At 67.7% G+C, this 23757-nt stretch carries 28 protein-coding genes and 1 pseudogene; 20 read left to right on the forward strand and 9 right to left on the reverse strand.

What is annotated here, in order from left to right; genetic code table 11:
* Positions 1–161 precede the first annotated feature (161 nt).
* Positions 162–238, reverse strand: a pseudogene (locus BM066_RS27390) (hypothetical protein); the annotation flags it as partial.
* A 206-nt stretch (positions 239–444) separates the two neighbouring features.
* Positions 445–702, reverse strand: coding sequence for a hypothetical protein (locus tag BM066_RS21640; RefSeq protein WP_089930239.1), 258 nt, complete (start codon positions 700–702; stop codon positions 445–447).
* A 165-nt stretch (positions 703–867) separates the two neighbouring features.
* Here BM066_RS21640 and BM066_RS21645 point away from each other — a divergent pair, with 165 nt between their 5' ends.
* On the forward strand, positions 868–1263 hold the full coding sequence (locus tag BM066_RS21645; protein ID WP_089930240.1) for a hypothetical protein: 396 nt from the start codon (positions 868–870) through the stop codon (positions 1261–1263).
* 167 nt (positions 1264–1430) lie between these two features.
* Here BM066_RS21645 and BM066_RS21650 read toward each other — a convergent pair whose 3' ends face one another.
* Genes BM066_RS21650 through hemB form a run of 3 tightly spaced genes read right to left on the reverse strand, consistent with a single transcriptional unit; the run spans position 1431 to position 3219 of the window.
* Positions 1431–1817 (reverse strand): NUDIX hydrolase, encoded by a 387-nt coding sequence (locus BM066_RS21650; protein ID WP_089930241.1) that lies wholly within the window; start codon positions 1815–1817, stop codon positions 1431–1433.
* Positions 1814–2218: a hypothetical protein gene (locus BM066_RS21655; protein WP_089930242.1), complete on the reverse strand. Its 405-nt coding sequence runs from the start codon at positions 2216–2218 to the stop codon at positions 1814–1816. The genes BM066_RS21650 and BM066_RS21655 overlap by 4 nt, the downstream gene beginning before the upstream one ends.
* A complete protein-coding gene (hemB, locus tag BM066_RS21660; RefSeq protein ID WP_089930243.1) occupies positions 2218–3219 on the reverse strand; it encodes a porphobilinogen synthase in 1002 nt (333 codons plus the stop codon). Before hemB ends, BM066_RS21655 begins: the two co-directional genes overlap by 1 nt.
* Before the next feature lie 117 nt (positions 3220–3336).
* Between hemB and BM066_RS21665 the strand changes: the two genes are divergently transcribed.
* Positions 3337–4362 (forward strand): proline iminopeptidase-family hydrolase, encoded by a 1026-nt coding sequence (locus BM066_RS21665; RefSeq protein ID WP_089930244.1) that lies wholly within the window; start codon positions 3337–3339, stop codon positions 4360–4362.
* Positions 4363–4368: 6 nt separating this feature from the next.
* On the opposite strand, the gene BM066_RS21670 is transcribed toward BM066_RS21665, so the two are convergent.
* Positions 4369–4809, reverse strand: a complete 441-nt coding sequence (locus tag BM066_RS21670) for a DUF2147 domain-containing protein (protein WP_089930245.1) — start codon at positions 4807–4809, stop codon at positions 4369–4371.
* 208 nt (positions 4810–5017) lie between these two features.
* On the opposite strand from BM066_RS21670, the gene BM066_RS21675 reads away from it, so the two are divergent.
* The 7 genes from BM066_RS21675 to hemA all read left to right on the forward strand — a co-directional run bounded on the left by BM066_RS21675 (position 5018) and on the right by hemA (position 11795).
* Positions 5018–6157 (forward strand): isobutyryl-CoA dehydrogenase, encoded by a 1140-nt coding sequence (locus BM066_RS21675; protein ID WP_089930246.1) that lies wholly within the window; start codon positions 5018–5020, stop codon positions 6155–6157.
* Positions 6154–6783, forward strand: a complete 630-nt coding sequence (locus BM066_RS21680) for a DUF6968 family protein (RefSeq protein WP_089930247.1) — start codon at positions 6154–6156, stop codon at positions 6781–6783. Before BM066_RS21675 ends, BM066_RS21680 begins: the two co-directional genes overlap by 4 nt.
* On the forward strand, positions 6780–7409 hold the full coding sequence (locus BM066_RS21685) for a histidine phosphatase family protein (protein ID WP_089930248.1): 630 nt from the start codon (positions 6780–6782) through the stop codon (positions 7407–7409). The genes BM066_RS21680 and BM066_RS21685 overlap by 4 nt, the downstream gene beginning before the upstream one ends.
* Complete coding sequence (locus tag BM066_RS21690) at positions 7406–8458, forward strand: enoyl-CoA hydratase/isomerase family protein (RefSeq protein WP_089930249.1); 1053 nt, start codon at positions 7406–7408, stop codon at positions 8456–8458. The genes BM066_RS21685 and BM066_RS21690 overlap by 4 nt, the downstream gene beginning before the upstream one ends.
* 56 nt (positions 8459–8514) lie before the next feature.
* Positions 8515–9321 carry a class I SAM-dependent methyltransferase gene (locus BM066_RS21695; protein WP_089930250.1) on the forward strand — a complete coding sequence of 269 codons (807 nt, stop codon included), beginning with the start codon at positions 8515–8517 and terminating at the stop codon, positions 9319–9321.
* 174 nt (positions 9322–9495) lie between these two features.
* Positions 9496–10392 (forward strand): 3-hydroxyisobutyrate dehydrogenase, encoded by an 897-nt coding sequence (mmsB, locus tag BM066_RS21700; RefSeq protein WP_089930251.1) that lies wholly within the window; start codon positions 9496–9498, stop codon positions 10390–10392.
* Positions 10393–10568: 176 nt separating this feature from the next.
* Positions 10569–11795, forward strand: a complete 1227-nt coding sequence (gene hemA / locus BM066_RS21705; protein WP_089930252.1) for a 5-aminolevulinate synthase — start codon at positions 10569–10571, stop codon at positions 11793–11795.
* 128 nt (positions 11796–11923) lie between these two features.
* Here the strand turns inward: hemA and BM066_RS21710 are convergent, their stop codons facing one another.
* Complete coding sequence (locus tag BM066_RS21710; protein ID WP_089930253.1) at positions 11924–12364, reverse strand: Ros/MucR family transcriptional regulator; 441 nt, start codon at positions 12362–12364, stop codon at positions 11924–11926.
* Between the two features lie 211 nt (positions 12365–12575).
* On the opposite strand from BM066_RS21710, the gene glyA reads away from it, so the two are divergent.
* From glyA to BM066_RS21755, 9 genes are all read left to right on the forward strand, one after another.
* Positions 12576–13880 carry a serine hydroxymethyltransferase gene (gene glyA / locus BM066_RS21715; protein ID WP_089930254.1) on the forward strand — a complete coding sequence of 435 codons (1305 nt, stop codon included), beginning with the start codon at positions 12576–12578 and terminating at the stop codon, positions 13878–13880.
* A 31-nt stretch (positions 13881–13911) separates the two neighbouring features.
* The gene (nrdR, locus tag BM066_RS21720; protein ID WP_028040434.1) at positions 13912–14385 is read left to right on the forward strand and encodes a transcriptional regulator NrdR; all 474 of its coding nucleotides are present in this window, start codon (positions 13912–13914) and stop codon (positions 14383–14385) included.
* A gap of 113 nt (positions 14386–14498) precedes the next feature.
* The gene (locus tag BM066_RS21725; RefSeq protein WP_089930255.1) at positions 14499–14963 is read left to right on the forward strand and encodes a 6,7-dimethyl-8-ribityllumazine synthase; all 465 of its coding nucleotides are present in this window, start codon (positions 14499–14501) and stop codon (positions 14961–14963) included.
* Positions 14960–15421 (forward strand): transcription antitermination factor NusB, encoded by a 462-nt coding sequence (gene nusB / locus BM066_RS21730; RefSeq protein WP_089930256.1) that lies wholly within the window; start codon positions 14960–14962, stop codon positions 15419–15421. Before BM066_RS21725 ends, nusB begins: the two co-directional genes overlap by 4 nt.
* Positions 15330–16478, forward strand: coding sequence for a thiamine-phosphate kinase (thiL, locus tag BM066_RS21735; RefSeq protein WP_089930257.1), 1149 nt, complete (start codon positions 15330–15332; stop codon positions 16476–16478). The genes nusB and thiL overlap by 92 nt, the downstream gene beginning before the upstream one ends.
* Positions 16479–16486: 8 nt before the next feature.
* Entirely contained in the window at positions 16487–16759 is a 273-nt protein-coding gene (locus tag BM066_RS21740) for a hypothetical protein (protein WP_089930258.1), read from the forward strand.
* A 176-nt stretch (positions 16760–16935) separates the two neighbouring features.
* The gene (locus BM066_RS21745) at positions 16936–18165 is read left to right on the forward strand and encodes an acyltransferase family protein (protein WP_089930259.1); all 1230 of its coding nucleotides are present in this window, start codon (positions 16936–16938) and stop codon (positions 18163–18165) included.
* Positions 18166–18229: 64 nt separating this feature from the next.
* Positions 18230–18760: a hypothetical protein gene (locus BM066_RS21750; RefSeq protein WP_089930260.1), complete on the forward strand. Its 531-nt coding sequence runs from the start codon at positions 18230–18232 to the stop codon at positions 18758–18760.
* Positions 18761–19002: 242 nt separating this feature from the next.
* Complete coding sequence (locus BM066_RS21755) at positions 19003–21141, forward strand: sodium-translocating pyrophosphatase (protein WP_089930261.1); 2139 nt, start codon at positions 19003–19005, stop codon at positions 21139–21141.
* Positions 21142–21248: 107 nt separating this feature from the next.
* On the opposite strand, the gene BM066_RS21760 is transcribed toward BM066_RS21755, so the two are convergent.
* Positions 21249–21821: a response regulator gene (locus BM066_RS21760; RefSeq protein WP_255367680.1), complete on the reverse strand. Its 573-nt coding sequence runs from the start codon at positions 21819–21821 to the stop codon at positions 21249–21251.
* Positions 21822–21988: 167 nt separating this feature from the next.
* On the reverse strand, positions 21989–22474 hold the full coding sequence (locus tag BM066_RS21765) for an outer membrane protein assembly factor BamE (RefSeq protein ID WP_089930262.1): 486 nt from the start codon (positions 22472–22474) through the stop codon (positions 21989–21991).
* Between the two features lie 120 nt (positions 22475–22594).
* Here BM066_RS21765 and BM066_RS21770 point away from each other — a divergent pair, with 120 nt between their 5' ends.
* Together BM066_RS21770 and BM066_RS21775 are read left to right on the forward strand one after the other, a co-directional pair.
* On the forward strand, positions 22595–23125 hold the full coding sequence (locus BM066_RS21770) for a ubiquinol-cytochrome C chaperone family protein (RefSeq protein WP_089930263.1): 531 nt from the start codon (positions 22595–22597) through the stop codon (positions 23123–23125).
* The gene (locus tag BM066_RS21775; RefSeq protein WP_089930264.1) at positions 23110–23667 is read left to right on the forward strand and encodes a YceD family protein; all 558 of its coding nucleotides are present in this window, start codon (positions 23110–23112) and stop codon (positions 23665–23667) included. The genes BM066_RS21770 and BM066_RS21775 overlap by 16 nt, the downstream gene beginning before the upstream one ends.
* Positions 23668–23757 lie beyond the last annotated feature (90 nt).

Raw genomic sequence — 23757 nt, forward strand, 5'->3', positions numbered from 1 at the left:
CTGCTGGATCTGTGCACCGCTTGATTTCAGAGGCGGGAGTGAGCCGAACCAGGACCGGAGCGAACCCCAAGACGGGCGGGACCTTCCAGCGAGAAGACCCCGATGGGCGAGCTTACGTCCCTCGCCCTCTGTTTCAGTCGCTTCCCAGCCAAAGCCGCAAAGGACCCCGCTCGATCGCCCCCCGCCGCCGCATCGGTCGCTGGCCATGCGCCCTTTCCCTGCGACGAGGTGAGACCAGGATACGGCCGGTCCGAGAGGGTGCGGGGATTAAAGTTTTAGGTCAGGGATTCCAGCGGCTTGGCCGCCGCAATGACGGGGAGATGCCCTTGCGGCGCGTCCCCGACCGCCTGGCTCCGTGCGAAACCGGGGGACACGCCGCGAGGGCGTGTCCCCGGCGGCGGGCGACTTTGGGGATGCACGGCCGTGAGTGCGCGTCCCCGCCGTCTACCGCCCCTCGACCCACAGGCTCAGCGGCTGCTTCTCCTCGCGGCGCACCAGGATGGCGTAGCCGACCGCGAACACCACGATCCCGATAACCAGCCCGCCCAGGAAGCCGGCCGGGGTGGCGAACCACAGGGTCAGGGTCGAGATGGCGGTGGCCAGGCCCAGCATGCACCATCGCAGGAGGATGCTGAATCCGTGATAGGTCTGCTCGTGGGCGAGCAGTTCGGGTCTTCCGGCGTCGTTGAAATCGGCGTCCATGCGTCACCTCCGCTATTATCGAGGTCGGACCCGGGCCGTCGTACGCGGCCCTGGGCCGAACACTCAAGAACACCCTAAGCCCGTTCCGGGTTTCGCGCGAGGGTCTCGACCTTGACGGGAGGATCGGGGCCGGCCCCTATGTCGGCGCGAGGGCGGGGCGCGACCATGGCGACGAACGGCAATCTGACGGGCATCTGGCAGGGGCTCTACGCCTATCCCGGGGCGCGCGCGCCGGTCAGCTTCACCGCCACCCTGATCGAGAGCGGTGCCTGGCTCAGCGGCTCGATCCACGAGACGGCCCAGGACGAATGGGGCGACTGGTGCGAGGTGTTCGCCACGCTGCTGGGCAAGCGGGCCGGCCAGGCGGTGGCGTTCACCAAGACCTATGACGGCACGAACGGCTGGACCCACGCCGTGGCCTATGACGGTGCGCTGAACGCCGACGCCACCGAGATCGGCGGGCGGTGGTCCATTCCCGCGGCCTGGTCGGGCAAGTTCCTGATGATCAGGCCGGAAGGGCGGCGGGCGCCGCTCCTGCGCGAGGCCTTCGAGCGGATCTAGGATCCGCTCACCGCGGGCTCGAGGAGGCGGAGGATCGAAGCTCCGTTTGAATTGTCATCCCGGACAAGCGCGCAGCGCGAAGATCCGGGACCGACGCCTGAACTCAGCGCTTCCGGCGGTCCCGGATCCGCGGCCGGCTTCGCCGCCCTTGTCCGGGATGACAACCGTTAGGAGGGCAGGGCGGAAATCACCGTCCGCATCAGCGGGGCCAGCACGATGTCGCCCGGCGCGGCCGGGTCGATCCAGGCCAGGTCCTCGATCTCGGCGCGGGCGGCGACCTGGCCCTCGACCGTCACCAGATAGGCCGCCGCCCGCACGGTGAAGCCGGGCTCGTTGGCGGCCGGGGCCTCGAAGGCGCCCAGCAAGGTTGCGTCGACCAGCCGGCAGCCGATCTCTTCGTCCAGTTCACGCGCCAGGGTGGTCAGGTCGTCCTCGCCGGGCTCGCGCTTGCCGCCGGGCTTCATGAAGATCGCCGTGCCGCGCTTGCGGACCACCAGCATGCGGCCGGCCTCGTCGCGGATCACGGCGGTGACGATGTCGATGGTTCGGGTCATTGCGTAAAGGGCTTCGTCAGCTTCTTTCCGCCAACGCCCTGGTAGGTGGTCCTATCCGACCGTCCCCTGGCATCGGATACACTCACGGTGAAGTGGGGGCCGTAGACCCTGTCCACGGCAAAGCGGACCGTCAGCTGTGTGAAATAAGATAGCTCGGCGCCGTGCTTGGCGACCAACGTGGGCAGCCAATGTTTATACTGGCGGAGCGCCTCGGTGAGGACACGCGAGGTGGCCCCGCCGTAAACCCGGCTGGCGATGAAGTCGATCTCGATATAGCCGTCCGCGGAGGCCTGGGCTTCTTCGAAGATATCGTAGCCGTAGATGCCGATCGGTAGGCCGACGCCGCTCGAGATCGAGTCCGCGAAGTTGTGCGCGATCGACTTGAGCTCGCCGAACCGCATCAGCCCAGCTTCTCCGCCGCCCAGGGCGCGAAATAGGTGATGATCCCGGCCGCGCCGGCCCGCTTGAAGGCGGTCAGGCTTTCCAGGATCGCCCGCTCCTCGTCGATCCAGCCGTTCTGGCCGGCGGCCTTGATCATCGCGTACTCGCCCGACACCTGGAAGGCGTAGGTGGGCATGCGGAACTCGTCGACCAGGCGGCGCAGGATGTCCAGATAGGGCAGGCCCGGCTTGACCATGACCATGTCGGCGCCCTCGGCGATGTCGAGCGCGACCTCGCGGATCGCCTCCTCGCTGTTGGCCGGGTCCATCTGGTAGGTCTTCTTATCGCCCTGGCCCGCGGAAAGCTTGGCCGAGCCGATGGCGTCGCGGTAAGGGCCGTAGAAGGCCGAGGCGTACTTGGCGGCGTAGGACATGATCATGGTGTCCTGGAAGTTGGCGCCCTCCAGGGCCGCCCGCAGCTTGCCGACACGGCCGTCCATCATGTCGGACGGGGCCAGGATGTCGGCGCCGGCTTCCGCCTGCATCAGCCCCTGTTCGATCAGGCGCTCGATGGTCGGGTCGTTGAGGATCTTGCCTCCCTCGACCACCCCGTCGTGGCCGTGGTCGGTGAACGGGTCGAGCGCCACGTCGCACAGGATCCCGACCTCGGGGGCGGCGTCCTTCATGGCCTTGACGGCGCGGGGGATGACGCCGTCCGGGTCGGCGGCGATCGAACCGACCGCGTCCTTCCGGGCCCCGTCGATGTGCGGGAAGATGGCGATGGCCGGGATGCCCAGGTCGCGGGCCCGCACGGCGGCCCTGGCGGCGTCCTTGACGCTCAGGCGCTCGACGCCCGGCATCGAGGCGACCGGAACCGTTCCTTCGCCCTCGTGCACCACCATCGACCAGATCAGGTCGGAAGGCTCCAGCGTGGTCTCGCGGACCAGGCGGCGGGTCCAGTCGGCCTGGCGCAGGCGGCGCAGGCGGGTGGCGGGGTAGGGGGCGAGGGGCGGCGTGGTCATGGCCTAGGGTTTCGCGCGGCGGGCGGCGCGAGGCAAGGCGGTTGGTTGCTTAAGGGCGCTTGTCGAACGCGCGGGGCTGGCCAATGCTCGCGTCCAAGCTGATCGAGGGACGATGGGATGAAGCGGTTTGTGATGGCGGTCGCGGCGCTGGCGCTGCTGGCGACGTCCTTCTTCGCGACAGGGGCCTTGGCGCGGCAGGCCCCGCCGACCGGCTACTATGACCCCAAGGCCCCGGACGCCTGGTCCGGCGGGATCCGGATGGTCGACATCGACACGCCGTCGGGCAAGTTCCGCGTCTGGACCAAGCGGGTCGGCTCCAATCCCAAGCTCAAGGTGCTGCTGCTGCACGGCGGCCCCGGCGCGACCCACGACTATTTCGAGGCCTTCGACAGCTACTTCCCGGCCCAGGGCATCGAATACATCTATTACGACCAGCTGGGCTCGGGGCGCTCGGACAAGCCGACGGACACCAAGCTGTGGACCATCGACCGCTTCGTCGACGAGGTGGAGCAGGTGCGCAGGGCGCTGAACCTGGACTCCAGCAACTTCTGCGTCTTGGGCCACAGCTGGGGCGGCGTGCTGGCGATCGAGTACGCGCTGAAACACCAGGCCAACCTGAAGTGCGTGGTGATCTCGAACATGATGGCCTCGATCCCGGCCTACAACGACTACGCCAGCAAGGTGCTGATGCCGCAGATGGACCCGGCGCAGCTGGCCAAGGTCAAGGCGCTGGAAGCGGCGGGCAAGACCTCGGACCCTGACTACATGGGCACGCTGATGCCGATGCACTACGAAAAGCACATCCTGCGTCGGCCGGCCGACCAGTGGCCCGAGCCGGTGACCTACGCGTTCTCGCAGCTGAACGGCGAACTCTACACCCTGATCCAGGGGCCCAGCGAGCTGGGCGCCAGCGGGCTGCTGGCCCATTGGGACCGCTTCGCCGACCTCAAGCGCATCAGCGTGCCGACCCTGGTGATCGGCGCCAGGTACGACACCATGGACCCGGCCTATATGGAGAAGATGTCGAAGGAGCTGCCCAAGGGCCGCTATCTCTACATGGCCAATGGCAGCCACATGGCGATGTACGACGACCAGGCGAACTATTTCGCCGGGCTCACCGCATTCCTGAAGGGGCTGAATTAGCCCGGATTACGGAGCGTAGTTGACGTTGTCGACGCGGACCTGCTGCACGCCGTCGATGCGCCGCCAGACCTGGGCCTTGCAGATCAGCCCACCCAGGACGCAGCCCTTGGCCTTCATGGTGCGGGCGTCGATGAATTCGGCCGTGCCGACTAGGGTGACCTTCAGAGTCGGCACGAAGACTTTGCCGCGCATGTTTCCGTTGCGGGTCGGCTCGAAGTCGCGCAGCAGCTGCTGGCCGACCAGGGTGGTCAGGCCGCTCTTGCGCGCATCGGCCTCGGCCTTGGGGCTGGCATAGACCACGGTGCCGCAGGTGCTGGTCCCGCAGCTCTTGATCGCCACCCGGACATTGTCCTTCGGGCCGGTCCAGACGCCCAGGTCGGCGGCCTGAACCGACGACACGCTGGCGAGCGCCGCGAGGGCGGCGAAAACGGCAGTGAACTTACGCATGACAGAAAGACGACGCCTCCAGTGGCCGCGATTTGATACTGGAGGACGGTCGGATCAAGGGCGGTGCGACACTTGGCTTTCGCTTTTTGCGCGCTGCGGCATTCAAAGTCACCAAGTGAGATATGATTGACACAGTCGTCGGCGCGCGGCACGTCAGCGGCCAAGAAGGCGAGGGGATCACTCTGCCCCGCTTGGGAGGATATCGCGCATGGATTTCGCGCTCAACGACGATCAACGCGCTATCTGGGACATGGCTTCGGGCTTTGCGGCGGAACGCCTTGCCCCGCATTCCGCCGAGTGGGACGAGAAGAAGCACTTCCCGGTCGACGTGCTGCGCGAGGCTGCGTCCCTGGGTTTCGCGGGAATCTATGTCCAGGACGACGTCGGCGGCAGCGGCCTTTCGCGCCTCGACGCCTCGATCATCTTCGAGGCGCTGAGCTACGGCGACGTGCCGACGGCGGCCTATCTGACCATCCACAACATGGCTTCGTGGATGATCGACCGGTTCGGCTCCGACGAGCTGCGCCGGCGCTACCTGCCGCGCCTGACGACCATGGAGCTGATCGCCAGCTACTGCCTGACCGAGCCGGGCTCGGGCTCGGACGCCGCGGCCCTGCGCACCACCGCGCGGCTGGACGGCGACCACTATGTGCTGAACGGCGGCAAGGCCTTCATCTCGGGCGGCGGGGTGTCGGACGTCTATGTGGTCATGGCCCGCACGGGCGTCGACGGCGCCAAGGGCGTTTCGGCCTTCGTGGTCGAGAAGGGGACGCCGGGCCTCTCGTTCGGCGCCAAGGAGCGCAAGATGGGCTGGAACGCCCAGCCGACCGCGCAGGTGAACTTCGACGACTGCCGCGTGCCGGCCGCCAACCGCATCGGCCAGGAGGGCGAGGGGTTCCGCTTCGCCATGATGGGCTTGGACGGCGGGCGGCTGAACATCGCCTCGTGCTCGCTGGGCGGGGCCCAGTTCGCCCTCGACACCGCCAAGGCCTATCTCGAGACCCGCAAGCAGTTCGGCAAGCCGCTCAAGGACTTCCAGGCCCTGCAGTTCAAGCTGGCCGACATGGCCACCGAGCTGGAGGCCGCCCGCCTGATGGTGCGCCGCGCCGCCCACGCCCTGGACAACCGCGACCCGCAGGCCACCAAGCTGTGCGCCATGGCCAAGCGGTTCGCCACCGACGCCGGCTTCCAGGTCGCCAACGACGCCCTGCAGCTGCACGGCGGCTACGGCTACCTACAGGACTATCCCCTGGAGCGCATCGTCCGCGACCTGCGGGTGCACCAGATCCTGGAGGGCACAAACGAGATCATGCGGGTGATCATCGCGCGCGAGATGTTCCGCCAGTGAGCGAGCCCGAGGTTCCTTTGGCCGAGGGCGTGGTTTGCGAGCGGACCTATCAGGTCGTCGTCGACGGCCAGCCCCAGCCATTGCTCTGCCGTTGGTTCGTCCCCACGCCGCATCCGCAAGGCGGCTGGGACTGCCAGGTGAAGCTGGTTTGGCCAGGCGGGCGCGTCCAGAAGGCCTATTCGGGCGGCGTCGATTCCGCCCAGGCTCTGGTCTTGGCGCTGGAGACCGTGCACTCCCGGATCCTCGCGGACGACAGGCCAATCCACTGGTTCGAAGAGCATGACGATCTGGGCTTGCCCTACAGAGACCATCTCGACGAAGATCTCGCCGAGCGGAAAGCGCGGTTCGACGCCCGCACGCGCAGCCACCCGCTTTGGGCCCCGGTTTACGCGACCCTGTCCGCCGGCTGGGACCCGTTCGTCCGCTCGTCGGTTCGGGAAAAATATGACCCGTACCTGCGTGAGCTGATCGGCAGGCTGCAAGAGCGGGAGCCAGCTGAGCGGATAGCGGCGTTCCTTGGCGAGCTCAGAAGCTATATCGACGGCAGTGAAGCCTTCGAAAGCGACGCCGCGACGGATCTGGTCGTCGTCGGCAAGCTCAGAGCACTGGTCGAAGAAGCCAAATGATCTATCTCTGCCGCCACGGCCAGACCGAGTGGAACCGCGCGCATCGCCTGCAGGGCCAGTGCGAGTCCGACCTCACACCGCTGGGGCGGGTCCAGGCCGGGGCGATGGGCGACCTGCTGCATGACCTGGTCCGGCGCGACGCCGACCGCCCCTGGCGCATCGTCGCCAGTCCGCTGCGGCGGACGCGGGACACGGCCGGGATCATCGGCGCGAAGCTGGGTCTGCCCGTCGAGTTCGACGACCGGCTGATGGAACTGACGGTCGGCGAATGGGAAGGACGCCTGCGAGCCGACGTTCAGCGTGACCATCCCGAACTGTTCACCGACCGGACCTGGTTCTTCGCCGCGCCAGGCGGCGAGACCTACGACCAGGTGATGGCGCGGGTTTTCGGCTGGCTGACCGAACAGGCCGCCGAGCCCGAGCGCCGGCTGATCGTGGTCAGCCATGGCATCGCCGGCCGGCTGCTGCGCGGCGCCTATGCGGGCCTGTCGCAGGTCGAGACCCTGGAGCTGGACGTGCCCCAGGACGCCGTCTACCGACTGCACGCCGGCCAGATCGACCGCTTCGACTGCGAACCGGTCGAAGATCCCGAACGCGTCAAGGACACCGCCAAGGAAGCCGTATGAACGACCAGCCCGAAGTCCTTGTTCGCGTTCAGAAAAACGTCGGTCGGCTGACCCTGAACCGGCCCCAGGCGCTGCACGCCCTGACCCAGACCATGTGCGAGACCATGATCGCCGCCCTGCTGGATTGGCGAGACGATCCGGAGATCTACATGGTCGTCATCGACCATGCCGGCGAGCGGGGATTCTGCGCCGGCGGCGACATCCGCATGCTGGCCCGCAGCGGGGCGGGCGACGCGGTCGAGGCGCGGGCCTTCTTCCACACCGAGTACCAGTTGAACCACCTGCTGTTCACCTACGACACCCCGGTGGTCGCCCTTCTGGACGGGGTGGTGATGGGCGGCGGCGTCGGAATCTCGATGCCTGCCCACTACCGGATCGCCACCGAGCGTACGACCTTCGCCATGCCCGAGACCGGCATCGGCCTGTTCCCCGACGTCGGCGGCGGCTGGTACCTGCCGCGCCTGCCGGGCAAGGCGGGGCTGTGGCTGGCCCTGACCGGGGCGCGGATCAAGGGCGCGGACTGCCTGCGGCTGGGGATCGCCACCCACTTCGTCGAGTTCGGCGCCGTCGAGGGGCTGAAGAAGGCCATCGTCGCCGACCCGCGCCGCATCGAGGAGACGCTGAGGAAATACCGCGCCGACGCCGGCAAGGCTCCGCTGGTCAGCTTCGAGCAGGACCTGAACCGCCTGTTCGTCGGCGACAGCGTCGAGCAGATCTTCGAGTTCCTGGAGGCCGACAGCAGCGACTGGGGCAAGGCCCAGCTGGCGACGATGAAGACCAAGTCGCCCCAGACCCTGAAGGTGGCCTTCCGCCAGCTGGAGGCGGGGGCGGTGATGACCGACTTCGCCGACAACATGGCCATGGAATACCGGATCGGCTCGCGCGTGGTCCGTCGCCACGATTTCATCGAGGGCGTCCGCGCGGTGATCGTCGACAAGGACAACGCGCCGAAATGGGATCCGGCCACGCTTGAAGAGGTCACCGACGCCATGTTGGATGAGATTTTCGCGCCGCTGCCGGCGGATCAGGAATGGTCGCCGCTGACGTAGCGAGATTGCTGCGCTAGCTTGCGCCTAACGAGAAGACGCCGTCGGAAGGAACACCCATGCGTAAGCCGCTAATCAGCCTCGTCGCCGTGCTCGCCCTGGCGGGCTGCGCCACGACTCCGATGGGCCCCGCGGCGCCGCCTCCGCCGCCGCCGGCCGACGCGCCCGCCGCGATCCCCGCCAACATCGCCGCGGCCCTGTCCGATTCGAACCGCCCCGCCGCCGACATGGTCCGCGACGAGAACCGCCTGCCGGGCCAGACCCTGGCGTTCGCCGGCGTCAAGCCAGGCGCCAAGGTCGCCGACCTGATCCCCGGCGGCGGCTATTTCACCCGCATCCTGTCGAAAGCCGTCGGGCCGCGCGGCCACGTCTACGCCTATGTGCCGGACGAACTGACCAAGCTGGCCAAGCGCGAGCCGGCCGTGACGGCCATCGCCCGGGATCCGGCCTACAAGAACGTGTCGGTGATCCTCAACACCCTGCCCAACTTCGCCACGCCGGAGAAGCTGGACCTGGTGTTCACCGCCCAGAACTACCACGACATGCACGACAAGTTCATGGGACCGGCCGACCTGTCGGTGGTCAACCGCCAGATCTTCAGGGCCCTGAAGCCGGGCGGCGTCTACCTGGTCGTCGACCATTCGGCCGAGCCCGGCTCGGGCCTGCGCGACACCGAGACCCTGCACCGCATCGACGCCGAGGCGGTCAAGCGCGAGGTCACCGCCGCCGGCTTCATCTTCGAGGGCGAAAGCCGGGTGCTGCGCGACCGGGCCGACACCCGCAAGCTCAGCGTCTTCGACCCGTCGATCCGCGGCAAGACCGACCAGTTCATCTACAAGTTCCGCAAGCCGGCCGGGGCGCGGTAAGTTCCTGGCGTTGTCATCCCGGACGAGCGCGTAGCGCGAAGATCCGGGACCGACGCCTGAACTCAGCGCTTCCGGCGGTCCCGGGTCTACGCTTCGCTTCGCCCGGGATGACAGTGATTTAGAACCATAAGAACCGCGCCCATGAGGCGCGGTTCACATTTGGGAGCAAACCACATGACCCGCATCGCCTTCATCGGCCTGGGCAACATGGGCGGCGGCATGGCCGCCAACCAGGCCAAGGCCCGGCATCAGGTCCGCGCCTTCGACCTGTCGGCGGCGGCGCTGGAGAAGGCGGCGGCGGCCGGCTGCCACGCGGCGGGCTCGGCGGCCGAGGCGGTGGCGGACGCCGAGGTGGTGATCACCATGCTGCCGGCCGGGCCGCACGTGCGCGCGGTCTATGGCGAGCAGGTGCTGGCCCATGCGCCGAAGACGGCCCTGTTGATCGACTGCTCGACGATCGACGTCGACAGCGCCCGGGCGGTGGCCGGGCAGGCGGCCGAGGCCGGCTTCCGCTTCGCTGACGCCCCGGTGTCGGGCGGGATCATGGCCGCCGAGGCCGGGAGCCTGGCCTTCATGGTCGGCTGCGACACGGCCGACTTCGCGGCCGTCGAGGCGGCCCTGGCCCCGATGGCCCGGGTGACCATCCACGCCGGCGACCATGGGGCCGGCCAGGCGGCCAAGATCTGCAACAACATGCTGCTGGGCGTGTCGATGCTGGGGACCTGCGAGGCCTTCGCCCTGGCCGAGAAGCTGGGCCTGGCCGCCGACCGGTTCTTCGAGATCGCCAGCAAGTCGTCGGGTCAGTGCTGGTCGGTGTCGACCTATTGCCCGGTCCCGGGCGTGGGTCCCTCGACCCCGGCCGACCGCCACTACGAGGGCGGCTTCGCCACGGCGATGATGCTCAAGGACCTGAAGCTGGCCCAGGAGGCCGCCGCCAAGGCCGGCGCCTCGACCCCGATGGGCGCCCAGGCCGAGGCTCTCTACGCCCTGTTCGACGCCAACGGCTTCGGCGGCAAGGACTTCTCGGCCGTGCTGCAGATGCTGCGGGGCAAGCTGGGCGACCTGAACTGAGCGCCTTCGCGGCGCCGCGCCAAAGGGTGTTCATTGACGCGGTCTATGCGTCCAATCGCGTAATTCAATTGGCTAGGTAAACGCACTTATGTGGACACTGAGCCGGCTCGGTGCGAAAAGCCGAGCCTTGAGAAGGGACCGGTCGGACTCGTCGAAGTCCGTCGGATGAGAAGACCATGGACTACAAAGCCGCGTTCCGCAGCGTCGTCGACCAGATCCGCGACGAAGGCCGCTACCGGGTGTTCGCCGATGTGAAGCGTCACCGCGGCGCCTTCCCGCGCGCCACCTGGACCCGTCCGGACGGCGGCGAGAGCGAGATCGTGGTCTGGTGCTCGAACGACTATCTGGGCCAGGGCCAGAACCCCGTGGTGCTGGACGCCATGCACGCGGCGATCGACGACCACGGCTCGGGCTCGGGCGGCACCCGCAACATCTCGGGCACCAATCATCACCATGTCGAGCTGGAGGCCGAGCTGGCCGACCTGCACGGCAAGGAAGCGGCGCTGCTGTTCACCTCGGGCTATGTCTCGAACGAGGCCAGCCTGTCGGCGCTGCAGAAGATCCTGCCGGGCCTGATCATCTTCTCCGACGCCCAGAACCACGCTTCGATGATCGCCGGCATCCGCAACGGCGGCTGCCAGCGGCACATCTTCCGCCACAACGATCTGGCGCACCTCGAGCAACTGCTGGCCGCCGCGCCGGCCGCCGCGCCCAAGCTGATCGCCTTCGAGAGCGTCTATTCGATGGACGGCGACATCGCCGACATGGCCGGCACCGTGGCCCTGGCCAAGAAATACGGCGCCATGACCTATCTCGACGAGGTCCATGCCGTGGGCATGTATGGCCCGCGCGGCGGCGGCGTCGCCGAGCGCGACGGCCTGATGGACCAGATCGACATCATCGAGGGCACCCTGGGCAAGGCCTTCGGGGTGATGGGCGGCTACATCACCGGCGACGCCGTGGTGGTGGACGCCATCCGCCTGGTCGCCGCAGGCTTTATCTTCACCACCTCGCTGCCGCCGGCCCTGACCGCTGGGGCCCTGGCCAGCGTGAAATACCTCAAGCAGCACCCGGAGGTCCGCGAGGCCCACCAGGAACGCGCCAAGACCCTGAAGGCGATGTTCAAGGCCGCAGGCCTGCCGGTGATGGACAACGACAGCCACATCGTCCCGGTGCTGGTGGGCGATCCCGTGCACTGCAAGATGATCAGCGACATGCTGCTGGCCGACCACGGCGTTTATGTGCAGCCGATCAACTACCCCACCGTGCCGCGCGGCACCGAGCGCCTGCGCTTCACGCCGACGCCGTTCCACACCGACGACATGATGCGTAAGCTGGTCGGGGCGATGGAAAAGCTGTGGGCCCACTGCAACGTCGCCCGCATGGGCGGCCACGCGGCGTAGGTTCGGCAAACACCTGCCCCCACCTGGCGGCTTCGCCGCCTGTCCGCCCCCATAGGGGGCGGGGCGCTCTTCCCCCTCTGGGGGAAGACGATCGCGAAGCGATCCGTAGGGGGCAAGTGACCAGTCGCCTACCGCCCCCGCATCTTCCCCTTGCCCAGGCCGATCGACTTGGCGAAGTCGGAGCGGCGCTCGGCATAGGCCGGGGCGACCATCGGATAGTCGCCGGGCAGCGACCATTTGCGGCGGTAGTCCTCGGGGCTCATGTCGTAGTGGGTGCGCAGGTAGCGCTTGAGCATCTTCAGCTTCTTGCCGTCTTCCAGGCAGACGATGTAGTCGCGCTGGACCGAGCGCGAGACCGGCACCGCCGGCTTGTTGCGCTCGGCCGGCTGCTGTTCGGCCTGGGACGAGCCCAGGGCCGACAAGGCGCCGTGGACGGAGCGGATCAGGTCGGGGATCGCCGTGCGGGCCACCGTGTTCTGGGCCACGTAGGCGGCTACGATTCCCGCACTCAGGCCCAGAATATCGACGTCGTCGCCATGAGTTTCCGCCTCGCCGTACGCCGTCGCCATACTGTTTCCGCCCTGTCTTCGATCTGCTTGGAAGTCGCCAAAACGCCCGCCCGCCAGCTTCACTGGCGCCGGTTCCTTCGCAACGCTTCGGCTTGGGATGAGGTTCCCGGATTGATCGCGGCGCGAAGGGGGGTAAAGAGAGCGCGACCGAACTCCGCCCGAGTCCGATATGTCGACATCCTTCCAGTCTCCCAGCCCCAGGAGAGCGTCCATGACCGCACCGGCCAGCAACATCACCGCCGACAAGAGCGCCTTCTTCGGCGCCGACCTGGCCGCCGCCGACCGCGACATCTTCGACCGCATCGGCCTGGAGCTGAACCGCCAGCAGAACCAGATCGAGCTGATCGCGTCCGAGAACATCGTCTCGCGCGCCGTGCTGGAGGCCCAGGGCTCGATCCTGACCAACAAGTACGCCGAGGGCTATCCGGGCAAGCGCTACTACGGCGGCTGCGAATATGTCGACGAGATCGAGACCATCGCCATCGAGCGGGCCAAGGCCCTGTTCGGCGCCGGCTTCGCCAACGTCCAGCCGCATTCGGGCTCGCAGGCCAACCAGTCGGTGTTCATGTCGCTGCTGCAGCCGGGCGACACCTTCCTGGGCATGGACCTGGCGGCCGGCGGCCACCTGACCCACGGCAGCCCGGCCAATCAGTCGGGCAAGTGGTTCAAGCCGGTGTCCTACACCGTGCGCCAACAGGACCAGCTGATCGACTACGACGCCGTCGAAGAGGTGGCCAAGGCCAACAAGCCCAAGCTGATCATCGCCGGCGGCAGCGCCTACAGCCGCCACATCGACTTCGCCCGCTTCCGCCAGATCGCCGACGCGGTCGGCGCCTATCTGATGGTCGACATGGCCCACTTCGCGGGCCTGGTGGCCGGCGGCGTGTTCCCCAGCCCGATCCCGCACGCCCATGTGGTCACCACCACCACCCACAAGACCCTGCGCGGTCCGCGCGGCGGCATGGTGCTGACCAATGACGAGGCGATCATCAAGAAGGTCAACTCGGCGGTGTTCCCCGGCCTGCAGGGCGGCCCGCTGGAGCACGTGATCGCCGCCAAGGCCGTGGCTTTCGGCGAGGCGCTGCAGCCGTCGTTCAAGGTCTACGCCCAACAGGTGGTCGACAACGCCAAGGCCCTGGCCGAGGCGCTGCAGACCCAAGGCGTCAACATCGTCTCGGGCGGCACCGACAGCCACCTGATGCTGGTCGACCTGCGGCCCAAGGGCGTGACCGGCCGCGACGCCGAGCACAGCCTCGAGCGCGCCCACATGACCTGCAACAAGAACGGCGTGCCGTTCGACACCGCGCCGTTCACGGTGACCTCGGGCATCCGCCTGGGCACCCCGGCCGGCACCACCCGTGGGTTCGGGACGGCCGAGTTCACCCGCGTGGGCCAACTGATCGGCGAGGTCGTCAACGGCCTGGCCGCCAACGGCGCCGACGGGAACGGCGAGGTCGAGGCCAAGGTGCGCGAGGAAGTCCTGGCCTTGACGGCTCGGTTCCCGATCTACAACTAATAGGCCTGCATCAGGCGGGAGGGCCTAGATCATGCGCTGCCCGTTTTGCGGCCATATGGAAAGCCAGGTGAAGGACAGCCGCCCGTCGGAAGACGGGGCGGCGATCCGCCGTCGCCGGCTGTGCCCGGAGTGCGGCGGCCGCTTCACCACCTTCGAGCGGGTGCAACTGCGCGAGCTGACCATCGTCAAGCGGTCGGGGCGGCGCTCGCCGTTCGACCGCGAGAAGCTGGTGCGCTCGATCTCGATCGCCACCCGCAAGCGGCCGGTCGATCCCGAGCGGGTCGAGCGCATGGTCAACGGCATCGTCCGCCAGCTGGAAAGCCAGGGCGAGACCGAGCTGCCGTCCTCGGCGGTGGGCGAAATGGTCATGAAGGCGCTGAAGTCGCTCGATGACGTCGCCTATGTGCGCTACGCCTCGGTCTATCGCGATTTCCGGGAAACCAGCGATTTCGCGAAGTTTCTGGGCCAGGAAGGCCTGAGCGACGTCGCCGAGGACGAGCTATAGGCGCATTCTACGATTCGGCTTCGGCGCCGGAAGCGCCCAGGCTACGATTCGATTTGGCGACGGCGCCGTTTGGTGCGAAGTGACCTGCCCCGTCGAGGAGAACTCAAAGGACTATGGTGGAAGACAAGATTCGCCTGCTGATCGTGGAGGCCCGGCGCTATTCGGGGCTTTCCGACGCGTTGCTGCAAGGTGCGGCGCAGGCGATCGACGCCCAGGGCGCCGAGTACGACGTGATCACCGTGTCCGAGGCGATGCAGATCCCCGCCGCCATCGCCCTGGCCGAGGAGGCCGGTCATCGGCCCGTCGGCGTGCGGTATGACGGCTTCGTGGCGCTGGGCGTCATCATCCGGGGCGAGACCTATCATTCCGAGGTCATGGCCAACGAGACCGCCCGCGGGCTCAACGACCTGTCGTTCGGCAAGCGCCTGGCCATCGGCTACGGCGTGGTCAATGTCGACGAGGAAGACCAGGCCTGGACCCGGGCCCGCGCCTCGGAAGGCGACCGCGGCGGCAAGGCCGCCCAGCAATGCCTGGAGATCGTCGGCCTGAAGCGCCAGCTGCTGGGGCTGGGCCGATGAGCCGGGGCGACCGCATCCAGCCGCGCTCGGTGGCCCGCCTGGCCGCCGTCCAGGCCCTGTACCAGATGGAAGTGTCCGGCGTCGGCGTCGACGCGGTGGTCCGCGAGTTTTCCGAGCACCGCTTTGACCGCGACGTCGACGGACCGGACGGCGATCGCCTGGCCCAGGCCGACGAGGCCTTCTTCGCCGAGCTGGCCAAGGGCGTCGTCGCCCACCAAGCCGCCGTAGACCAGGCCATCGTCCGCCGCCTGGCCTCGGGCTGGAAGCTGGAGCGCCTGGACGCCACGGCCCGCGCGGTCCTGCGTTCGGGGGCCTATGAGCTGATGCACCGCCCCGACGTGCCGAAGGAGGTCGTGATCGACGAATATGTCGAGATCGCCAAATCGTTCTTCGAGGGGCCGGAATCCGGTTTCATCAACGGCGCCCTGGACGCCATCGCGCGTGACGCCAGAAGCTGACGACGACTGGTTCGACGCGCCGACGCCGGAAGCGGCGGCGGTCGACGACGCATGGTTCGACGAGGCCGCCGCGCCCGCCGCCGCGCCGCCGGTCGACGAATTCGGGCTGATCGAGCAGTTGCTGCGGCCCTTGACCCGCGGCGACCCGGCGGCGCTCAGCCTGCTGGACGACGCGGCCGTGCTGCCCTCGCGTCCCGGCTACGACCTGGTGATCACCAAGGACGCCATGGTGGCCGGGGTGCACTTCCTGGCCGGCGAGGACTTGGACGTGGTGGCCAAGCGGCTGCTGCGCACCAATCTCTCGGACCTGGCGGCCAAGGGTGCGGTTCCCTACGGCTATTTCCTGGCGGTGGGCTGGCCCTCGGGCACCACCCTGACCGACCGCGAGACCTTCGCCCGCGGCCTGACCGAGGACGGCGAGCTCTACGACATCAACCTGCTGGGCGGCGACACGGTCACCACCTCGGGCCCGATGGTGGTGTCGGCCACCTTCCTGGGCTGGGTGCCCAGCGGCGACGCGGTGCTGCGCAAGGGCGCCCGGATCGGCGACCGGCTGATGGTCAGCGGCACCATCGGCGACGGCTGGCTGGGCCTGCTGGCCCACTGGGGCGAGGTCGAGGATCCCGACGGCGGTCTGGTGCGCCGCTATCGCCTGCCGCCGCCGCGCCTGGCCATCCGCGACGCCCTGCGGGCCTATGCCCGCGCCGCGGCCGACGTCTCCGACGGCCTGCTGGCCGACGCCGCCCACGTGGCCAAGGCCAGCGGCCTGCGGGTCAAGGTCGACCTGGACCGCCTGCCGCTGTCGCCCGGAGCCCGCAACTGGCTGGGCTCCCAGCCGGAAGCCGGCGAGGCGCGGATGTCTCTGGCCTCGGGCGGCGACGACTACGAGATCGTCTGCGCCGTCGACCCCACCGACGTGGCCGCTTTCCAGGCCGCGGCCATGGCCGCCGGCGTTCCCGTGCGCGACATCGGCGAGTTCGTGGAAGGCGAGGGGATCTGCGCCCTGTTCAAGGGCAAGGACATCACCCCCGAGCGGCTGGGCTGGCTGCACGGGTAGCTTTCGACGTGCTGGCGAAGGTGGTCTTCTTCGGGCCCGACAAGGGCGGCCGCCATTCCCCGCCCAAGCCCGGCTGTCGTCCGCAACTGAATTTCGGTGATGTCCAGACTTCCTGCGTCATCGGCGAAGGGGAAGCGGTCGACCAGTATGATTTCGACGTCGAGCACCTGGTTTCCCTGAGGCTCATATTCGCCGACGTATACGGCGACAGGGTTTATTCGGGAGCCAGCTTTTCCCTGTGCGAAGGCTCACGGCTGGTCGGCACGGCGACGATTGCCTGAAATTTTCGGCAGATCAGGGCGAGCGGTTGAGCCGGCTGGCCGTCCATGTCGTCTGGTTCGGTGACCACTTTTCTCCGCTATTAAAATAGTTTTTATTAGTGGGAATGGATGGCCGTCGCGGTGACCACGTCGCCGCGAACATGGGGGACATCTGACGGTCATTGGGAGGGCTGGGGGTGCGGCTGCAGGAAAACGGACCTGGCGGGGGGGAAGGCGCAGCCGCGGCGCCGCAGGTCGTCAGCGACGACGAGGGACCTGCCGAGCCGGCGTCGATCGCGTCGGCGCGCTATTACCGGCCCGAACTGGACGTGCTGCGCTTTATCGCGTTCATGTTCGTCTTCATCACGCACCGCAACGATCTGGCTCCGATCGATCCGGCGGCGCATCCCTGGTTTCACGCCCTTACCCTGACCGGGGTCTATGGTGTTCCGGTGTTCTTCCTCCTGAGCGCGTTCCTGATCACGGAACTGCTGGAGCGGGAGCGGGAGCTGACCGGCGGGATCAACGCCCGCGCCTTCTATGTCAGGCGCATACTGCGGATCTGGCCGCTCTATTTTCTGGTTTTCTTCGGCCTGGTGTTTCTGAACCAGGTCTTGCCCGGAGCCGGCGCCAATTCGCCCGCCAAATGGCTGTCGTTCATGCTGTTTTCGGGAAACTGGTACATCACGTTCAAGGGCTGGATCGAATATCCGGTCAATCCGATGTGGAGCCTGTCGGTCGAAGAGCAGTTCTATATCGCCATACCGTTTCTCGCCATGCTGGGCCGCCGGACGCTGATCGGCGTCAACCTCGCCGTCCTCGCCGTCGCCTATGGCGTCATCGTCCATTACGCGCGCGGCTTCACCCCCACCGCCTGGTTCAGCGGTCAGTGGACCAACAGCTTCGTCCAGTTCCAATTCTTCGCGGGCGGCATGCTGTTGGCGCTCCTGCTGCGAGGCTGGCGGCCCAATTGGCCCATCGTCGTCCGGATCGCCTTGTTCGCCTGCGCCGTCGGTCTGTGGCTGGTCGCCTACACGGTCTTCGGGATCAAGGCCGACAATCCGCAATCGACCGTGCTGGAGAGCCTGGCGGGGTGGCCCCTGGTGCTGGGGGGCGCGGCGCTCATGCTGGTCAGCCTGCTCGGCACGCCACGGCGCTTCCTGCCCGCACCGCTGATCTACCTCGGGCGGATCTCCTATGGACTATATCTGACCCATATTTTCTTCTTCTGGCTGGTCTACGATAAATTCCGGCCATGGCTGACGCAGGTCACCGAAAGCGCCGGAATTGCCGGGTGGCGGGATAATATCGGCCAGCTGATCGCTTTTGTGGCGACCGTCTGCTTAGCGTCGTTGCTCTATCGGTTCTACGAAACGCCATTTCTGCGACTGAAGCGGCGCTTTACCTTGGTTCCGTCCCGCGATTGACGGAGCGGGCTCGGCGGAGACCGAGGAAACCAAACCTCAAGTCTTCAGGGTTAAGCCGGACGGCATGATCCGCCCTTCGCCCGTCGCCCGCCGCGCCGTCCTGGCCGCCTCGCTCGCCCTGCTGGCGAGCCCGGCCTTCGCGCGTTCGGCCAAGAAGGAGAAGAAAGGGGCTAAGGAAGGGGAGGGCGAGGAAGCGGCCGATCCGGTGATCAAGCTGCAGTCGATGGCCCTGCCGATCATCGCCGGCGGCAAGCTGGTCAACTACGTCTTCGTGCAGATGACCCTCACCCTGAAGCCCGGCGTGCTGGTCACGATCTTCGAGGGCAAGGAGCCGCTGCTGCGCGACGCCATCGTCCGCGAGGCCCACGACAGGCCGTTCCTACGCCCCGACAGCTATGTCGCCCTCGACGAGGCCCGGCTGAAGGCCTCGGTCCTGCGCGAGGTCAACGGCCTGATCGGGCCGGGCAAGGTGGCGCTGGTGACGGTGGTCAAGCAGACGCCCCGCAACTTCGTCGCGCCGCCGGCCAAGCCGGGGACGCAGGCCAAGCCGGCGCCGCGCCCCGCGCCGGCTGGGGACTCCGATCTGGTTCCGTAGGGCGCCGCGCGACGGCGACGGCCCGCCAGTCCGGCTGAACGCTGTTCCCGCAAGCGGTTGACACCCGCCGGCCATTTGGCACTGTCCTGCCCTTGGCGTCGCGACGACGCCATCAGGGAGCATCGAGGGGGCATGAGGCCATAGGCCCGCCCGTCGCGTGCGGCCGGGGGCGGTCTCTTCGATCGTGATCCTGTCGAGGCGGCGACCCCTCGTGATTGAAACGCGAAGAGGGCGACTGACCGATGAGTTCTTGGCTTTACGTGGCCATAGGGGCCGGGCTGCTGGCGGTGCTGTACGGCGCCGTGCAGACGGCGTCTCTGATGCGGGCTTCGCCCGGCAATGCGAAGATGCAGGAGATCGCCGCGGCGATCCAGGAAGGGGCCCAGGCCTATCTGAACCGCCAGTATACGACGATCGCCATCGTCGGCGTGGTGGTCATCGCCCTGCTGGCGTTCTTCTTCAAGTCCTGGGAACAGCCTGTCGGCTTCGCCCTGGGCGCGTCCCTGTCGGGCGCGGCCGGTTTCGCGGGCATGCTGATCTCGGTGCGGGCCAACGTCCGCACCGCCCAGGCCTCGTCCGAAAGCCTGGCCAAGGGGCTGTCGATGGCCTTCACCTCCGGCGCCGTGACCGGCATGCTGGTGGCGGGCTTCGCCCTGATCGGCGTGGCGGGTTATTTCGCCGTGCTGCTGGCCACCGGCCATGCCGGCACCGACCGCGTGGTGGTCGACTCCTTGGTCTCGCTCGGCTTCGGCGCCAGCCTGATCTCGATCTTCGCCCGCCTGGGCGGGGGGATCTTCACCAAGGGCGCCGACGTCGGTGGCGATCTGGTGGGCAAGGTCGAGGCCGGCATCCCGGAGGACGATCCGCGCAACGCCGCGACCATCGCCGACAACGTGGGCGACAATGTCGGCGACTGCGCAGGCATGGCCGCCGACCTGTTCGAGACCTATGCGGTGACCACGGTCGCCACCATGGTGCTGGCGGCGATCTTCTTCCGCGGCACGGAAGCCGTGTCGTCGATGATGCTGCTGCCCCTGGCCATCTGCGCGGTCTGCATCGTCACCTCGATCATCGGCTCGTTCGCCGTGCGCCTGGGCAAGAAGCAGAACATCATGGGGGCCCTCTACCAGGGCCTGATCGTGACGGGCATGCTGTCGATCCCGGCGGTCGGCTGGGTGATCTTCCAACTGGTGCCCGAGGCGGTCATGGTCGGCGGCAAGAGCGTCAGCGCGGGCGATCTGTTCCACTGCGGACTGGTGGGCCTGGCGGTCACCGCGGCCATCGTGGTGATCACCGAATACTACACCGGCACCAACTTCCGCCCGGTGAAGTCGGTGGCCCAGGCCAGCGTCTCCGGTCACGGCACCAACGTGATCCAGGGCCTGGCCATGTCTCTGGAATCCACGGCCCTGCCGGCCCTGACCATCATCGTCGGCATCCTGGTGACCTACAACCTGGCGGGCCTGTTCGGCATCGCCATCGCCACCACCACCATGCTGTCCCTGGCCGGCTTCATCGTCGCCCTGGACGCCTTCGGGCCGGTCACCGACAACGCCGGCGGCATCGCCGAGATGGCCGGCCTGCCGCCGGAGGTCCGGGTCACGACCGACGCCCTGGACGCCGTGGGCAACACCACCAAGGCCGTCACCAAGGGCTACGCCATCGGTTCGGCCGGCCTGGGCGCCCTGGTGCTGTTCGCCGCCTATACCGAGGATCTGAAGTTCTTCTCGGCCCACGCCGAGGCGGGAAGCTTCTTCGACGGCATGGGTCCGGTGACCTTCGACCTGTCCAACCCCTATGTGGTGGTCGGCCTGCTGTTCGGGGGGCTGCTGCCCTTCCTGTTCGGCGGCATGTCGATGACCGCCGTGGGGCGGGCGGCCGAGTCGGTCGTGGCCGAGGTGCGCCGCCAGTTCCGCGAAAACCCCGGCATCATGACCTATGAGACCAAGCCGGAATACGGCCGGGCCGTGGACATCCTGACCAAGGCGGCGATCCGCGAGATGATCGTGCCCTCGCTGTTGCCGGTGGTCTCGCCGGTGGCGCTGTTCTTCGTGATCCAGGCCATCGCCGGCAAGGTCGACGCGTTCGCCGCGCTCGGCGCCATGCTGATGGGCGTGATCGTCACCGGCCTGTTCGTCGCCGTCTCGATGACCAGCGGCGGCGGCGCCTGGGACAACGCCAAGAAGGTGATCGAGGAAGGCTTCACCGACAAGGACGGCGTGCTGCACAAGAAGGGCGGCGACACCCACAAGGCCGCCGTCACCGGCGACACGGTCGGCGACCCCTACAAGGACACCTCGGGTCCGGCCGTGAACCCGATGATCAAGATCACCAACATCGTGGCCCTGCTGCTGCTGGCGGTGCTGGCCCACGGCGTCTGATCGAACTCGAGCATCCTGACGCGACGACGCCCCGGAGGTTCCCCTCCGGGGCGTTTTCATGGGCGGTGGAGCGAGCGGAATTCGCCGCGCTGGCGCCGGGGCGGTGATCAGTACACGTCTTCCGGATCGAGGATTGGCTCGGGGTCGGCCTGGCCATAGGCGTCGGTGAAGGCCGGAAGACTGTCCGCCGCCGCGGCGCCGCGCCGCTCCTGGCCGACATAGTCGTGGTCGATCTTGCGGCGGCGGCAGGGGCCGAAATAGGCGCCGGCCCGGACGAAGTCGCGGGGGTTGTTGATCACCTCGTTGACCCGGTGCAGCACGCCGCGCGCGGTCAGCGGCTTGGCCAGGAACTCGGTGACGCCGGCCATGCGGGCCTCGTCCAGGCTGGCGCGGGTGGCGTGGCCGGTGACCATGATGATCGGCGTGTAGGGATTGCTGCTGGCCGGCGAGGTGCGCACCCAGCGGATGAAGGCCAGGCCGTCGACGGGCTGCATCATCAGGTCGGTGAAGATGATGTCGACTTCGCGCTCGGTGACGACCTTCAGCGCCTCGACGCCGTCGCAGGCCGCGAAGATCTTGCGGACGCCCAGCGACTTGAGGATCGTGGCGATGATCTCGCGCATCGGCGCGCTGTCGTCGATGATGAGCACCGTCAACGGGCGCAGATCGGGCGCGCTCAAGATTCATCCCCCAGAAGCTGCGGCGCGGCCATGGGCCGCCGCGATCCTGCTTTGGGAGATTGCCCGGATCGTCGTTTAGAAACCGTTGATGGATTGGAAAATTGTTGCGGTTTTTCAGCCGCTTATGCTTAACGGTCCGTACAGCGAAACTTGTTTTGGAAAGACGCCTAGCGGCGGTCCTGCGGACGGTTGCCGGGGTTGTCGTCGTCCTGCGGCAGCATGCCGCCGCGGCCGACGTTGCCCAGCAGCTGCTCGAGGATCGTCATCTCGCGGCCGCGGGTCGGAGTCTCGTGGCCGTTGTAGGCGATGACCTTGCCGTCCTTCAGCGTATAGGTGTCGACCGAGGCGACCTTCTCGTCCGCCGGATTGAACTTGATCGCCACCACGTCGCGCTTGATCACCCGCGGCTTGTAGAACGCCACGCGGTCGGTGGTCTGCGAGATGTAGTACCAGGCGTTCTGGTCGAAGGTCGAGGTGGCCGAGGGCGAGCCCAGCTTTTCGGTGACCGTCGACTTGCTGTCCTCGCCGACCTTCATGTCGGCGGGCTTGGCCTCGATGGCCTGGAAGCCCGAATAGCTCGTCAGCGGCGTACAGCCCCCGGCGACGGCGGCGAGGCCGATGACGGCGGCGGCGAGAACGGCGGGACGAAACATTGAGGCTCCGGAACCTAGGCAGGCTGACTTTGACCTATCGCCCGCGCGGGCTTAGTTCAATGGTCCGCGTGGATCGAACGGCTAAGTAGTTCCGTGTCGCGGCGAAATCGAGGCGAAGTGATGTTTCTGGACCGGCTGCTCAAACCCAGGCCCGCCAAGGCGGCGGGGGGTAAACTGTATGCCTCGGCGGCGGCCCAGGCGCGTTCGCCGGCGTTCTACGCCCAGATGGGCGTGCACGACTCGATGGAGGGCCGGTTCGAGCTTTTCACCCTGCACGTGGCCCTGCTGCTGGAGCGGCTGAAGGGCCAGGGCGAGTCGGCGGCCGAGGTTTCGCAGGAGACTTTCAACGCCTATACGCGCGGCCTGGACGACGCCTTCCGCGAGATCGGGGTGTCCGACACCGCCGTGGGCAAGAAGATGAAGAAGCTGGTCGGCGCCGCCTATGGCCGCCTGAAGGCGTTCGACGAGGCGGCGAACGCCTTGCCCGACCGCTCGGTGCTGAGCGCCGCCTTGGCCCGCACGGCCTTCGAGGAGCGTGGCGAGGGCGACCTGGCGGCCCTGACCGACTATGTGGTCGCCGCGCGCGACCGGCTGGCGGCCCTGCCGCTGGAGACCCTGCTGCAAGGAGAGGCCCAATGGCCGAAGGCGTGATCGATCCCTGGCCCAGCACCGTCGCCCTGGGACGCGTGAGCCGCGGCGGCGTCGACCTGCGCTTCGCGCCGGACGAAGCCGCGCGCCATGAGATCGCCAAGACCCTGGGCCTGGTGTCGCTGGAATCCCTGACCGCCGAGGTCTTCCTGCGGCCATGGATGGACGGCGCCGAGGTCTCGGGCCTGATCCGCGCCCGCGTCACCCAGGTCTGCAGCGTCTCGGCGGACGAGTTCGAGGAGCCGGTCGAATCGCGGTTCAGCGTCCACGTCTTGCCGGCCGACAGCGAATACGCGCCCCAGGACGAGGAAAGCGGCGGCGAACTGGGCATCGACCCGGAGGGCGATGATCCGCCCGACGTGCTGGAGGGCGAGACCATCGACGTCTCGGCCTATGTGATCGAGCACCTGGCCCTGGAGCTGGACCCGTTCCCACGCAAGCCGGGTGCGGTCTTTCAACCGCCGGCTGAACCCGTGGATCTTTCGCCCTTCGCCGCGCTGAAAAAGCTGAAGACCGATCCCGACGCCGGGGGGGAAGGGGGCTGAATGGCCGGTTCCTTCCGCTTGCGTGATATTCTCGCGGCTGTATCGTCCGGCCGCCTTGCGAATACCCTTGAATGGGCGGTGCGCCGCTCC

The organism is Caulobacter sp. UNC279MFTsu5.1, from assembly GCF_900114015.1.
Taxonomy (GTDB): domain Bacteria; phylum Pseudomonadota; class Alphaproteobacteria; order Caulobacterales; family Caulobacteraceae; genus Caulobacter.

Coding starts and splice junctions, on each gene's coding strand:
- BM066_RS21640 (WP_089930239.1), bottom strand. CDS start 702: ATGGACGCCGATTTCAACGACGCCGGAAGACCCGAACTGCTCGCCCAC.
- BM066_RS21645 (WP_089930240.1), top strand. CDS start 868: ATGGCGACGAACGGCAATCTGACGGGCATCTGGCAGGGGCTCTACGCC.
- BM066_RS21650 (WP_089930241.1), bottom strand. CDS start 1,817: ATGACCCGAACCATCGACATCGTCACCGCCGTGATCCGCGACGAGGCC.
- BM066_RS21655 (WP_089930242.1), bottom strand. CDS start 2,218: ATGCGGTTCGGCGAGCTCAAGTCGATCGCGCACAACTTCGCGGACTCG.
- hemB (WP_089930243.1), bottom strand. CDS start 3,219: ATGACCACGCCGCCCCTCGCCCCCTACCCCGCCACCCGCCTGCGCCGC.
- BM066_RS21665 (WP_089930244.1), top strand. CDS start 3,337: ATGAAGCGGTTTGTGATGGCGGTCGCGGCGCTGGCGCTGCTGGCGACG.
- BM066_RS21670 (WP_089930245.1), bottom strand. CDS start 4,809: ATGCGTAAGTTCACTGCCGTTTTCGCCGCCCTCGCGGCGCTCGCCAGC.
- BM066_RS21675 (WP_089930246.1), top strand. CDS start 5,018: ATGGATTTCGCGCTCAACGACGATCAACGCGCTATCTGGGACATGGCT.
- BM066_RS21685 (WP_089930248.1), top strand. CDS start 6,780: ATGATCTATCTCTGCCGCCACGGCCAGACCGAGTGGAACCGCGCGCAT.
- BM066_RS21690 (WP_089930249.1), top strand. CDS start 7,406: ATGAACGACCAGCCCGAAGTCCTTGTTCGCGTTCAGAAAAACGTCGGT.
- BM066_RS21695 (WP_089930250.1), top strand. CDS start 8,515: ATGCGTAAGCCGCTAATCAGCCTCGTCGCCGTGCTCGCCCTGGCGGGC.
- mmsB (WP_089930251.1), top strand. CDS start 9,496: ATGACCCGCATCGCCTTCATCGGCCTGGGCAACATGGGCGGCGGCATG.
- hemA (WP_089930252.1), top strand. CDS start 10,569: ATGGACTACAAAGCCGCGTTCCGCAGCGTCGTCGACCAGATCCGCGAC.
- BM066_RS21710 (WP_089930253.1), bottom strand. CDS start 12,364: ATGGCGACGGCGTACGGCGAGGCGGAAACTCATGGCGACGACGTCGAT.
- glyA (WP_089930254.1), top strand. CDS start 12,576: ATGACCGCACCGGCCAGCAACATCACCGCCGACAAGAGCGCCTTCTTC.
- nrdR (WP_028040434.1), top strand. CDS start 13,912: ATGCGCTGCCCGTTTTGCGGCCATATGGAAAGCCAGGTGAAGGACAGC.
- BM066_RS21725 (WP_089930255.1), top strand. CDS start 14,499: ATGGTGGAAGACAAGATTCGCCTGCTGATCGTGGAGGCCCGGCGCTAT.
- nusB (WP_089930256.1), top strand. CDS start 14,960: ATGAGCCGGGGCGACCGCATCCAGCCGCGCTCGGTGGCCCGCCTGGCC.
- thiL (WP_089930257.1), top strand. CDS start 15,330: ATGTCGAGATCGCCAAATCGTTCTTCGAGGGGCCGGAATCCGGTTTCA.
- BM066_RS21750 (WP_089930260.1), top strand. CDS start 18,230: ATGATCCGCCCTTCGCCCGTCGCCCGCCGCGCCGTCCTGGCCGCCTCG.
- BM066_RS21755 (WP_089930261.1), top strand. CDS start 19,003: ATGAGTTCTTGGCTTTACGTGGCCATAGGGGCCGGGCTGCTGGCGGTG.
- BM066_RS21765 (WP_089930262.1), bottom strand. CDS start 22,474: ATGTTTCGTCCCGCCGTTCTCGCCGCCGCCGTCATCGGCCTCGCCGCC.
- BM066_RS21770 (WP_089930263.1), top strand. CDS start 22,595: ATGTTTCTGGACCGGCTGCTCAAACCCAGGCCCGCCAAGGCGGCGGGG.
- BM066_RS21775 (WP_089930264.1), top strand. CDS start 23,110: ATGGCCGAAGGCGTGATCGATCCCTGGCCCAGCACCGTCGCCCTGGGA.